At 57.2% G+C, this 11,562-nt stretch carries 13 protein-coding genes and 6 pseudogenes; 11 read left to right on the top strand and 8 right to left on the bottom strand.

Going from position 1 to position 11,562, the window contains the following annotated elements:
• From AC1DE4_RS21600 to AC1DE4_RS21575, 6 genes and pseudogenes are all read left to right on the top strand, one after another.
• Positions 1 to 495 (top strand): LysR family substrate-binding domain-containing protein (locus tag AC1DE4_RS21600; protein ID WP_477882920.1); only part of this gene is annotated, 495 nt, incomplete at its 5' end.
• Positions 496 to 522: 27 nt separating this feature from the next.
• A pseudogene (locus AC1DE4_RS21595) lies at positions 523 to 771 on the top strand (epoxide hydrolase); the annotation flags it as partial.
• 150 nt (positions 772 to 921) lie between these two features.
• Positions 922 to 1,152, top strand: coding sequence for a helix-turn-helix transcriptional regulator (locus AC1DE4_RS21590; protein WP_018859659.1), 231 nt, complete (start codon positions 922 to 924; stop codon positions 1,150 to 1,152).
• Positions 1,149 to 2,411 carry a type II toxin-antitoxin system HipA family toxin gene (locus tag AC1DE4_RS21585; RefSeq protein ID WP_192241371.1) on the top strand — a complete coding sequence of 421 codons (1,263 nt, stop codon included), beginning with the start codon at positions 1,149 to 1,151 and terminating at the stop codon, positions 2,409 to 2,411. Before AC1DE4_RS21590 ends, AC1DE4_RS21585 begins: the two co-directional genes overlap by 4 nt.
• A 138-nt stretch (positions 2,412 to 2,549) precedes the next feature.
• A pseudogene (locus tag AC1DE4_RS21580) lies at positions 2,550 to 2,693 on the top strand (DUF2934 domain-containing protein); the annotation flags it as partial.
• 82 nt (positions 2,694 to 2,775) lie between these two features.
• Complete coding sequence (locus tag AC1DE4_RS21575) at positions 2,776 to 3,468, top strand: DUF599 domain-containing protein (protein ID WP_025659695.1); 693 nt, start codon at positions 2,776 to 2,778, stop codon at positions 3,466 to 3,468.
• A 349-nt stretch (positions 3,469 to 3,817) separates the two neighbouring features.
• Here AC1DE4_RS21575 and AC1DE4_RS21570 read toward each other — a convergent pair whose 3' ends face one another.
• From AC1DE4_RS21570 to AC1DE4_RS21540, 7 genes and pseudogenes are all read right to left on the bottom strand, one after another.
• Positions 3,818 to 5,539, bottom strand: a complete 1,722-nt coding sequence (locus tag AC1DE4_RS21570; RefSeq protein ID WP_477882917.1) for an NAD(P)/FAD-dependent oxidoreductase — start codon at positions 5,537 to 5,539, stop codon at positions 3,818 to 3,820.
• A 16-nt stretch (positions 5,540 to 5,555) separates the two neighbouring features.
• Complete coding sequence (locus tag AC1DE4_RS21565; protein WP_477882915.1) at positions 5,556 to 5,858, bottom strand: UBP-type zinc finger domain-containing protein; 303 nt, start codon at positions 5,856 to 5,858, stop codon at positions 5,556 to 5,558.
• 448 nt (positions 5,859 to 6,306) lie between these two features.
• Positions 6,307 to 6,516: a cold-shock protein gene (locus AC1DE4_RS21560; protein WP_477882913.1), complete on the bottom strand. Its 210-nt coding sequence runs from the start codon at positions 6,514 to 6,516 to the stop codon at positions 6,307 to 6,309.
• A gap of 314 nt (positions 6,517 to 6,830) precedes the next feature.
• The gene (locus tag AC1DE4_RS21555; protein ID WP_477882911.1) at positions 6,831 to 7,259 is read right to left on the bottom strand and encodes a VOC family protein; all 429 of its coding nucleotides are present in this window, start codon (positions 7,257 to 7,259) and stop codon (positions 6,831 to 6,833) included.
• A gap of 156 nt (positions 7,260 to 7,415) precedes the next feature.
• Positions 7,416 to 7,574: pseudogene (locus AC1DE4_RS21550) on the bottom strand (hypothetical protein); the annotation flags it as partial.
• Between the two features lie 20 nt (positions 7,575 to 7,594).
• Positions 7,595 to 7,882: a helix-turn-helix transcriptional regulator gene (locus AC1DE4_RS21545; RefSeq protein WP_477882909.1), complete on the bottom strand. Its 288-nt coding sequence runs from the start codon at positions 7,880 to 7,882 to the stop codon at positions 7,595 to 7,597.
• On the bottom strand, positions 7,883 to 8,278 hold the full coding sequence (locus AC1DE4_RS21540; protein WP_477882907.1) for a hypothetical protein: 396 nt from the start codon (positions 8,276 to 8,278) through the stop codon (positions 7,883 to 7,885). It lies immediately after the preceding gene.
• 107 nt (positions 8,279 to 8,385) lie between these two features.
• Between AC1DE4_RS21540 and AC1DE4_RS21535 the strand changes: the two are divergent.
• Both AC1DE4_RS21535 and AC1DE4_RS21530 read left to right on the top strand, forming a co-directional pair.
• A pseudogene (locus AC1DE4_RS21535) lies at positions 8,386 to 8,756 on the top strand (LysR family transcriptional regulator); the annotation flags it as partial.
• 323 nt (positions 8,757 to 9,079) lie between these two features.
• Entirely contained in the window at positions 9,080 to 9,316 is a 237-nt protein-coding gene (locus tag AC1DE4_RS21530; RefSeq protein ID WP_025659606.1) for a hypothetical protein, read from the top strand.
• Here AC1DE4_RS21530 and AC1DE4_RS21525 read toward each other — a convergent pair.
• Positions 9,313 to 9,981, bottom strand: a complete 669-nt coding sequence (locus AC1DE4_RS21525) for a 3'-5' exonuclease (protein WP_477882905.1) — start codon at positions 9,979 to 9,981, stop codon at positions 9,313 to 9,315. The two genes, AC1DE4_RS21530 and AC1DE4_RS21525, sit on opposite strands and share 4 nt — an antisense overlap.
• 501 nt (positions 9,982 to 10,482) lie before the next feature.
• Between AC1DE4_RS21525 and msrB the strand changes: the two genes are divergently transcribed.
• The 3 genes and pseudogenes from msrB to AC1DE4_RS21510 all read left to right on the top strand — a co-directional run.
• Complete coding sequence (msrB, locus tag AC1DE4_RS21520) at positions 10,483 to 10,965, top strand: peptide-methionine (R)-S-oxide reductase MsrB (RefSeq protein WP_477882903.1); 483 nt, start codon at positions 10,483 to 10,485, stop codon at positions 10,963 to 10,965.
• 18 nt (positions 10,966 to 10,983) lie between these two features.
• Positions 10,984 to 11,202, top strand: a pseudogene (locus tag AC1DE4_RS21515) (cytochrome c biogenesis protein DipZ); the annotation flags it as partial.
• A gap of 4 nt (positions 11,203 to 11,206) precedes the next feature.
• A pseudogene (locus AC1DE4_RS21510) lies at positions 11,207 to 11,549 on the top strand (cytochrome c biogenesis protein DipZ); the annotation flags it as partial.
• Positions 11,550 to 11,562: the final 13 nt, after the last annotated feature.

Raw genomic sequence — 11,562 nt, 5'->3', positions numbered from 1 at the left:
ATCATCCGCGGCCTGGAGACCGGCCAGCTCAATTTAGGCTTCATCCGCCCGGTGGAAAACATCGGCTCCTTGCGCTTCGTCTCGCTTGCGCATGAGCGCTACTACCTGGCGGTTGGCCATGCCAATCCGCTGGCCGCCAGGGAGGAGATCAGCATCGATGATCTGCGCACTCAGAAGATCATCGCCTTCAACCGGCAGAACCTGTCGTTCACCGAACGCTACTTCAATGAGAAGTTCGCCGAATGCGACCTCACCGCCAACATTGCCTTCAGCTGCGACGACACCTATGCGCTGGTGTCGCTGGTCTCTGCCGGGCTTGGCATCGGCTTTGCCCCGGAATGGACGCTTGATCTTCCCAATCGCGGCTTTGAACTGAAGAAGGTAAGCGGGATCGACTTTAGGATCGGGCTTGGCATTGCCTGGAGCAAAAAAGACCCAACCGCTGGCCGCGATGATATCGTCGACATCGCACGGTCGCTGGCAAGGCGCGGCTGAAATGCACTTAATGCGACTTCGCTGACATCTGCCGCTCAGATCTACTGGGAAGACAAAACGAACAATTTCAATGGTCTCGACACCATCCCCTCGGTTCCAGTGGCCGTCAGCGTGTTTCCAGGCGAAATCTTCCAAGCGCCGAAGTCCTGGACCGAACGTGCTTTTGGGAACCTGATCTACTTCAACGAAGTGAACGACGGCGGACACTTCGCCGCCTGGGAAGCTCCTGATTTATTCACCAAGGAAGTGCGTGCAGCGTTTCGCTCGCTGCGGTGAGCTCCGGCACCGCATCGGCTCCATCTGAATTTCCCGATCGGGAATTTTTTCCAAACACAGATCATCGGGCGCTCATGATTTTCCCGATCGGGAAAATTTTACTCGACAGGGCGGCTGATGTGCTGTTATTTTCCCGATCGGGAAATAAAGATGGCAAAACAAGTCAGAAGTCCAGCCGATATCGGCGCCCTAGTACGCAGCGCACGCAAGGAGCAAAACTTGCGACAGGACGAGCTTGCCGGGGTCTCTGGAGTTGGCCTAAGGTTCATTGTGGACCTCGAAGCCGGCAAGCCGACAGCTCAGATAGGAAAGGTTTTGCAGGTTCTGCAAACGCTGGGTTGTTCGATTGATATTCTAGCCCCCGGTGAACGTAGAAAATGACGGTTAGGGTTCTCAATGTCTGGTGGGGTGGTCGCATTGTCGGGCAATTCACCCAAGATAAGCATGGCGATATCGGCTTCGCATACGCTGAAGCTTGGCTTGATGACGAAAAGACGCCTCCACTGTCGGCCTCACTTCCGAAGCGTCCACAACCTTTTTCTCGCCGTGAATGCCGGCCATTTTTCGGCGGCCTGCTGCCAGAAGAAAGCCAGCGTCTTGTTGCGGCGCAGGCGTTGGGTGTTTCACCTGCCAACGACTTCGCGCTTCTTGATCGCTTGGGCGGCGACGTCGCCGGCGCGCTTCAGCTCTTGCCTGAAGATCAGGAACCCATCGGGGCAGAACCGATTGCGGATCAGCAAACGGCACCTCTGGATGAGGCAGGAATCGTTCGGATATTGGACGCACTTCCGACACGGCCGCTATTGGCCGGCCAGGAAGGCTTGAGGCTATCGCTTGCGGGCGCCCAATCAAAAGTTCCAGTTGTTCTAGTCGATGGCCAAGTCGCTCTACCGCTTCCAGGCCAGGCGACTACGCACATCTTGAAACCACCAATTGCGCGCTTTCCGGGGACCAGCGAGAATGAAGCCTTCGTGATGAGGCTTGCTGCCGCAATTGGGCTCGACGTTGCTCCCGTCGAACCGAGGTCCGCGAATGGTCGCCCTTTCCTTTTGGTCGAGCGATACGATCGCTACTGCGATGCCGACGGTGTGGTTCGCCGCATTCATCAGGAAGACTTTTGCCAAGCACTCGGTGTGCCACCTGAAACTAAGTATGCAAGCGAGGGCGGGCCGACCTTTAGGGATTGTTTTGAGTTATTGCGGCGGGTATCTGAGCGGCCGGGTCCGGACATCGCAAAGCTTTTGGATGCTGCGATTTTCAATCTCATTGTCGGAAATGCGGATGCCCACGGCAAGAATTTCTCGATCCTTTATGATGATCGTGGACCGCGAATGGCTCCGCTGTACGATCTGCTATCCACGGTGGCCTACCCAGACCTTTCTCCGAAGATGGCTATGCGAATCGGCAAACGCGCAACGCTTTCGGAAATGGACGCCGCTGGTTGGCAGGCTTTCTCGAAGGAGACAGGTGTCGGCTTACTCTTAGTACGCCGTCGGGTGAAAGAACTATCAGATGCCACAGGGGACGCGATTCCCCGATTGTCAGAAAAGATGTCTCCACTTGCCACAAATGCTGTGACGTTAGATCACGTAGCCGATTCGATCGCAGACCGTGCCAAACTCGTGGCCCTGAGCATCTAACTCAACAGCGCCAACCATCYCCGCAGACATAACCCAAATATTGAGTTGTGACCCCGGTCGCAGCGCGTGCGGCTGGCTTGCGGTGAAACCTCCTAAAACCAGGCATAGCTGCAGAGCAGCGTTGCGCGAGGGCATTGTCAAGGTGAAAAGGGTGATGACGTCCCGAAGCTGGCCATGCTCAGAGAGGCAGCTCGCGAGCACACGGACGCGTTCCTTGTTGCCACCGACATGATTGATGCCGATCAGCGGGAGGCTACGCCGGGGATGCGCGAGCAGCCCTAGCGGACAGCGGTTCAAACGTCGGCCCCTCTTGGAGGACGTCAACGCCCGCGATAGTGTGCGAAAAAGTCTGGTCGGGGGCCGAATGGACACGCTCAACATCGCGTCGCTTGTATTCTTCATCGTGGTGTGGATTGCGATTGAGCCGCTATTGGCTCTCGGGTGGCCACGGCCCAACGATAGCTTGTCCGTAGATATGGTGCGGGTCCGAGCCGCGTGGATGCGCGAGACGCTGACCCGCGACAACAATTTCATCGGCGACGCAGCGATCCTGGGCCACACGATCAATTCCGCGTCCTTCTTCGGCTCAGCAAATCTGATCGTGATCGTCGGCCTCAGCGGCGCTTTGTTCATGGAGCCCAACTACGGAAACGGTAACGGCCTGATCGCTATGTTCGCGGCCAAGGACCCCGCGTGGCTCTTCCAAACCAAGGTATTGCTGATCATCGCCACACTCCTCAGAGGGCTATCGGATTTCATCTGGGCGGTGAGGCAGCTGAACTACTGTTTGGCCGCAATCGGCGCCAGCCCGTCGCGACAAGAAGAGCGCGACATCGCGGCCTGGACCGAGGCGCTCACGCTGGTCCTGAACCCGGCGCTCCGATCATTTAGCGTCGGCGTGAGGTCGTACTACTTCACTGTAGCGGCGGCCTTCTGGTTCCTGGGTCCGCTCCCGTTTGTCGTGGCGACGGTACTCGGCGTGGGCCTCCTGATTTGGCGCCAGTCTTGGTCGGATACGGCGAAAGGGATCATGGCGATCCGCAAGCTGCTGGATTGACTTTGTGGCGGGCCATGGCCGACGGAGGGCAATAGTGGGAGAGGGGATCGCGAACGGAGCTTCTTTTCACCCTGCGCACCTGTCAAGCTTTAGGCTGAGACGATGCCGATGGGGTCGACTTGAGGGGCGACCCGGAAGCGGCGGAAAGCCTTTTCCATTTTGGTGACCAAAACGATACCAGCCCGGGGGTTAGGGCCGCTCCGATCGGCGCCACGTCGCGAACATTCCTGCTGGAGCCTTCATTCTGGACATTCATCGCCGTTTCCTCCTGCCTCACAACGTGCAGGAGGCTCGGCGGTTCACACACTGCCTATTTCCAGCGGGAGCTGGAATTTTCCGAGGTTAAGGCTCAGTTCGGCGGAGGTGAAGGCTCAAGGAACGCAGGTGGATTGCGGTCACCATCTCGAAATCCCAAAGCTGTGTGAATCTGGCTGACTACCGCCGCGCCTTCTCCCACAGCTGCTGCCACCCGCTTGGTGGAGCCTGCTCTTACATCTCCAATGGCAAAAATGTTCGGTATGCTGGTTTCGAGGGCCAGAGCTGCGCGGCCCACTTCTTGTTCGACGAAGGGATCGAAAGCAGCTCCCGTTACGATGAAACCGGCGCCGTCCGTAGTAATGTGCGGGCATAGCCAGCCGGTGTTAGGATCAGCACCAATGAACATGAAAAGCTGGCGGACTTCGAATTCCGTCTCTCTTGCGGACTTCAAGTTTCTGATCTTCACTGCCAGAAGCGACGCATCCCCCGATAAGGAGGCTACCTCGCATCCGACGTGCATCACGACATTCGGGAGGGCGGCAATCCGCTCAATCAGGTAGGTCGACATCGTATCCGCGAGGTCCCTTCGGATCACCAGATGGAGACGGCTGACCTTGGGGGCCAAATAGGCGATTGCCTGACCAGCAGAGTTGCCCCCACCGACGACGACGATATCCCGGTTCTCACACCACTTTGCTTCGATGGGCGTTGCCCAGTACGACACGCCGGCACCCTCGAAGTCTGAGACATTCGAGATACTTGGTCTGCGATAACGTGCTCCAGATGCAACCACGACCGTTCTCGCCATTATTGCTCGCCGGTCGGTCGTGCGAAGATTGATTAGACCATCGCGCCGACTGCCGGGAACAGGCGGGGACATCTCAGAAATTCTCAAGGGCAGGGCAACTTCGGCGCCGAACTTCAGGGCCTGATTGAGTGCTCGACCGGCCAGGGCTTGGCCCGAGATGCCGGTCGGAAAGCCCAGGTAGTTTTCGATGCGGGAAGAACTACCTGCTTGTCCTCCTGCGGAACGTTCGTCCAGGACGATAACGCTCAGGCCTTCAGAGGCGGCATAGACCGCCGCAGCCAGTCCTGAGGGACCCGCCCCGACGATCGCAGCGTCGTACACCATCTCCGGGTCCAGCTCCGGTGTAATCCCCAGACAGCATGCTACCTCCGCGTCGGTGGGCTTTTTCAGGACAGTCCCGTTTGGGCAAACCATGACCGGTAGATCGCTGTCCCGGATACCCAGGCGTTCCACCAGATCGCGACCCTCGCCCTCGCTGGAGGCATCGACCACAACGTAGGGGTATCCGCTCCGGGAGAGGAAGATTTGAAGGGCACGCAAATCCGAGTTTCCATCGTGTCCAATCAGCACGGTGCCGGAATTCCCGGTGTCGATGAGCGCGACGCGTCGAAGAATGTAGGCCCGCATGATGATTTCGCCGACCTCGGCCGAGCCGATGATGAGCGCCTTGACGTGCGTGGCGTCAAAGGGAATGGCGACGCAACCATGGTGGCCAGCCCGTGAAGCCGCCATAGCAGGCCGTCCCGACAATTGATTGAGTTCGCCTGAGAAGTGGCCCACTCCATGCGACACGATTGCGGTCTCCGAGTGGGAGCCAATTTTCCCGAAGACATCAAGCCGCCCAGAAAGGACCAGCGAAGCCGGGATTTGCCGGTCACCAATCGATGAGACCTGTTCTCCAGGACCAAAAGTCCTTGGCTCTCCGCTGGCGAATCTTTTGGCTACTTCTATCTGCAACGGGGTCAGGACGGGAAACAGCTGGGCTTGGCGAGAGTGGACGTCCATGCACTCAACCTCCTGTCTAATAAAACTGCGGAATCGGTCCGACCTGAGGGGTCTGATCAGGAAGGTCAATCATTGTCTCATCCACGTAGCACCAACCCCAGCCTTCCGGCGGATCGTAGCCTTCGATGATGGGATGGCCCGTGCTCCGGAAATGCGCCGTCGCATGCTTGCCGACTGATTGATCGCAGCAACCAACGTGTCCGCATTCACGGCATAGTCGCAAGTGGACCCAAGCTTGCCCGGTTGCCAGGCATTCTTCACACCCCATGGTCTGGGGCCTGACGGATCGAACGGAGTTCTGATGGCTGCAACGCGTCATTTGAAATCCTATCCTGTCGTTGGATCTCGGGTAACATACCTGAGAACGCTACTTTGGACAGTCATACGCAAGGATTATGGTGACGCTTCACTTGCCGTCCATCGAACTGAGCCTGGTAAGACTGCCTCACTCGACCGTGTGCTACCCATTTGAAACGTAAGAATGCGGAAATTGCGAAAGACGAGCGCTTTTGGGTGAAGATTATGGGCAAACCCACGTTGGCTTTGCGGGCAAGGCTTTGGCCACGCGATTGGCAGTTCAGCACATGGCAAACCGGGGTAAAGTCGCGACGGAGCGCGAAGCGGTGAACATATTTGCCCGCCGCTGGTTGCCTCAGCTGCCTCATTGTTGAACGCCGCCTTGACAAACGTGTGGTTGAAAGTCGCTGCTTGCGGATGGATTTTGCTGTTGTTGTTTCGGCTGCCGCGTCTCGCGCGGCAGCCTTCAATTAAAGTGCGCGGAGATCTTCAGCCGCTGTTTTACCAGAACGCCGATCTTGCTTCGGTTCGAAACTGACTTTCTGACCATCCTTGAGGCCCGAAAGCCCGGAACGCTCTACTGCCGAGATGTGCACGAACACATCGGGAGAGCCATTATCGGGGGCGATGAAACCATAGCCCTTTTCAGAGTTGAACCATTTCACTGTACCAGTAGCCAATGTAAGTCCTCGGTTGATTTGCGATCTGCAAAATAGTCACGAAGGCCCATTTGGCAAGATGCACGGTTTAGTTTGGGGGAGTTGACCCTCCGGAAATATCCGAAGTCGAGGCCATTGAACATGGACAAAACATTACGGGCGCTCAACCCGATTGGGGAGCGCCCGTATGTTTGCTAGCGACAAAAACCAACTGCGTGGCAGGCCGCTTGCTTGAGTCGTCCATCTATCGACGGAATCCGAGTCGGGCAACACCAGTTACCGCAGCGTTGCTTTGCATTGCCTGTCGTCTTCGTCCTCGCCGCCAACCACGGTCGTCAGAAGTCAACTACGACTGACCGAGCGCTGCGGTTGGCCGGTCCGTGATACACCGCCTCTATGTTGTTCCCGTCTGGGTCAAGCAGGAAGGCGGCGTAGTATCCCGGGTGATATGATCGTTCGCCAGGTTTACCGTTGTCGGTACCGCCGTTGGCGATGCCCGCGCTGTGGAATGCGTCGACAGTGGCACGATCCTTTGCCTGAAAGGCCAAATGATGCCGCCCAGTTAGCTCCCCGAGGGCAGCGTCGCTGTCTCGGGCTGAAATGAAGAGTTCGTCAGCCCAGAAATAGTCATCGGCCTCACCACCAATTGGAATTTCGAGCACGTCTAACAGTGGGAGGTAAAAGGCGCGGCTTGCCGAAAGATCGGCGACGACCAATTGGATATGATCGATTAGTCGGCCACGATGAAGTTGGGCAGTTTCCATTTCGACGCCTCCAATTCGGGAAGATAACGAAACGGCAGGGGGCGGTTTCGGTTCCATGTTTCGCCGTGATTTCGGTGGAAGTCGACATCCCCTTATTGTCGTTGCCGCTCGAGCGCAGCGTTGCACGATTCATAAATCCCCAAGGGTGGCAGACGATCAGGGGCCGGTGGTCCAAGCGGTGAAAATCGGAAAGTGATCGGAGGTGTCGATCAGCGGCTGGTCGTCATCGAAGTTGCCGTTACTGGCCGCATCGTAGGTATTCAGGCTCCTGCCGCCGCCGCGCGTGCCGTAAGCCGTCAATTGAACCAATATCACTTGAGCGCGCTGCGTGATTATCAAGTTGGCCCCGGTTGCTTTGGAACAAACCCAACGCCAAATCCGAACACGCGGCCAATCTTTTCCAACGTTTCGAGCGTGGGGTTCGCGGCGCCGGCTTCGATCTCCGCAACTTGTCGCCTGGTAAGCGTCAGCATCTTGGCAAATTCCTCCTGCGTCATGCCGAACCCTTTGCGGATCTCCGCCACAGCACCGGGCAGCCTCAGGTCCCCAGTTCGAGCACGCTCCGCAAGTGTTCTCCGGTTTTCAAGAATCTCCTCTTTCGTCGGCTTCTTCCATCGAGCCATTTAGCGGTCCTTCGCCATCATTGACCCGCCGCCAGACCGCTGTCCGCCATCGCTAGACAGCTGCAGCGGCAGATCGGAAGCGCCCAAACCCTCAGCAAGGCTGAGGTGATCGGCCAGCTTTCGCCTTGCGTGCCCCTGGGGCATAAGATCCAAGAGGAAGGGTGGCCAGCTGCGGCTGTATCGATTTTCGAGGTCAACGGGATAACGGACTGAAAAGGCACGATGGTCGCGGACCGCTTTGCCGGTCGCGAATTCCGCCGACGCCATCGTGACGAAATAATCGAGATCGTAATCGACGATCGACGCGCCCTGGAAGCCGGCCGCGTCGTCCTTGAATTCTAGGGTCGCGGCGTGATGCCACTCGTCATCAAAATGGTTTTGGAGCGTTAGGCGCATTAATTGACCCTTTTAATGGTTCAATTAATGCATTTTTAGAAATTATTCAACCCATCTAAGTGGGTTGAATGACTACCGCCTGAACTGCCAGCTTCCTGTGCGAGGCTGTGAAACCTTTACGCCAACTCTCCTATTTCAAAGTGGTGGCCGAGGAACTGCACTTCGGCCGGGCGGCAGCCAGGATGCGCATTGCTCAGCGGCACTCAGCAATCATGTGATGTCGCTGGAAAGGGAACTTGGCTGTCCGCTGTTCATCCGCTCGACGAGACGGGTGGAACTGACCAGGGCAGGGGAAACCTTCTATGATCGCTGTGTGCGGATCTTAAGCGACATCGACCTGACCACCGAACTGACCCGGGCAGCCGGCGGCAGTCGCATCGGCCAGATCAGGATCGGCAGCATCTATCCGGCCACCATGGGTATGCTGCCGACCTTCCTTGCCAAGATCGCCCGCAAGTATCCCCATGTCCGCATCTACCGCCGGCCCTGATGATATCGTCGACATCGCACGGTCGCTGGCAAGGGCAGGGCGGTAAGGCACCTTCCGCGACTTCGACGACTGTGTTCTTGCAGCTCTGAGCTGTCGCGGACAAGTCCGATTGGTCTGTTAGGACTTGAAGGTTAATTGCGGTATCAGTAGCCGCCTTATTATGGACGTGCTCAAAGATGAGACTGGAGGGAAGGTGCGGCCGAGGGAGTTTGACCGCACTGCGCGCGATCTCGTCGTCAATGGCTTCTGCTCTCCTGACGCCATAGAAAGTGCACTGCGAAGAAAGCCTTTGGCCAATCAAGGAGGGTGCAATGCAGCGAAGCGGCGAGCTCGATTTCAGAACGATGTCCAAAGCCGTTCGGGCGTGGTTTCTTTACTACGAGGAGAGCCCTGATGAGAGGGCGTCGAACGTGCTATCCAGCGCGGCGATAGAATTTTACAACGACGGCTATCGTAATGCTGAGGACATCGCTGCGATGCTGATCGGCACCTACGTCGGACTGTATTCGACGAGAGTTAACGCTCCAACCTCGCTGGCCATCCACTAGGTAATTTGGGCACTCGAAGCCGACATCGCGCGCTTTGCCAATTTCGACCGGATTGCCTCAAGTGATTTGACGCTGAGCGAAAATTGCCGGCAGAGCATCTCCTGTGTCCTGTCGTCAGGGGGCAACTTGCCTGCCAGCGCAACAAATATCTTTCCCGTCCTCCACGCGTCGAGCGAGCTCGAATGGACTGTTTTCCGCCTTAGGCCGTCTGGCATTTCTCGGTCGATGCCTAGCCATGCACTCAGACTTGTGACGCCAGGCGTCACGGGCTGGCGCGCGTGAAGGACGCGTTTTGCCATACGGTAGGTGCAAACTATCCGTCCTGGGAATTCGATAATCGATGGGTCACCTTCGCCGAGCATAAGCAAGTCGCCAGTCATATCGTGGGCGACAACGACCCTTCCGGCCAGCAAGTTCGCAATCTCCTCTTTGACTTCCGTGAATTTCGGGGCAGATCGCACCTTTCGGTCTCCTATCCCGTGCTTCACTCTCGCGAAATAGCTAATCGGGCGCTCGGGATTGATCAGCCAATGGTGCTCTCGAATGAACGCACCGTGACTAAACTCGCAAACGGAAATCTCTACGGGCCGCTGGTTTTTGTTACCGTCGCCTTCGATATCCAAAGCTAGGAAATCACCTTTGGCTAGCTCGGAGAGGCGAAGCATTCTGTATCCTGGGAAACATTTCGAGGGCGGCCAATACTTACAGAAAAAGTCTGCGGAGACCAACTGCCCTGACAGGCGGCCATGCGTCAGACAGCGCCGAGCATGTTTTTGCCGTTAGTGGAGCGAAGCTTCTAATGGCCAAGCGCATCAGCTATTTGAACCGTTTCTTGTCGGGCGTTGCCATAGGCTGCCGTAGGGTCAAGATTCCACTGCGGGCCTTCGACAAGTGGCGCCGGAGAAGCGTCGACAGAGCCAGCGCCTTACGGATATGACGACACTCATTACGACATATGACGCCGCCGCCACTCGCGAGCTTCCTGGCGGCGATTGCCCAATCCGCAGCCGAGGACTAGGTGGGCCTTCACGTTTCGGTGTTTTCACCATCATGTGTGTAACAAGGTCGGGCTTTCTCACGTAGTTCCGGTAAGTAGTATATTCAGTGGAATATATTGCTCCAAGCAAGCGGACCTAGTGTGTCACGTCAGGTGAGGAGAAGCGAATATGTTTACCAGACGTCTGTTGTTTCTTAGTGCGGGGCTCTCTGTCGTGGCATCGCGCTTTGGCTGGGATGAGGGAGAGGCAGTCGCAGCGCAATTCTTCCCTGTCTCACATTCCGATGCAGAGTGGAGAAAGATTCTCACGGCTGACCAGTACTCGGTGCTGAGGCAGGAGGGGACCGAGTATCCCTTCACCAGCCCACTGTTGAACGAACACCGCAAGGGCAATTTCGCCTGTGCGGGCTGCGATCAGAACGCCTTCTCCTCGACCACGAAGTTCGAAAGCGGCACCGGCTGGCCAAGCTTCTGGGCACCGCTCAAGGGGGCGGTATCGACTAGCCAGGACAGTTCAGGGAGCATTGTGCGTACCGAGGTTCACTGCAGCCGTTGTGGCGGCCATCTCGGCCACGTCTTCGACGACGGTCCAAAGCCGACCGGGCTGCGATACTGCATGAACGGCCTTGCCATGACTTTTCACCCGGCCTGATGCTTGCGAGATAGACTTATGCTCCTTTTCATCCTTGCCTATCTCGGCGGTGCGCTGACGATTGTCAGTCCCTGTATATTGCCGGTATTGCCCTTCGTTTTCGCGCGCGTAGGCCAGCCCTTCCTTCGCAGCACGCTTCCAGTGCTCGTTGGTATGGCAGCGACCTTTGCGGCCGTGGCAACACTTGCTGCGGTTGGTGGCGGTTGGGCGGTAGGGGCCAATGAGTACGGCCGCCTTACTACCGCGGCTGAATGAATGGGGCCCGACTGGAAATTGGACCGTCGGTGCAGAAGACTGGGCTGAACGATATGAACGGCAGCATCTATTACCGCTTCCACGCCAGTGACCTGCATCTGGTGCTCGGGCCGGGAGCGGACGGAAAACCGGTTCGGTTCCAGGTGATGATCGACGGCAAGCGTACGCGTGACAGCCATGGTGTCGATATCGACTCGGAAAGAAACGGTACGGTGACAGGTCAGCGGCTCTATCGACTCGTGCGCGAGGCCGGATCGGTCGCGGAGCACACGTTTGAAATTCGGTTCTTGGATCCACGTGTCCAAGCTTATGCGTTTACATTTGGCTAGAGGAGATCGCTAC

This window comes from Rhizobium sp. 10N414, assembly GCF_056394785.1.
This window is presented reverse-complemented; position numbering and strand designations above follow the sequence as displayed.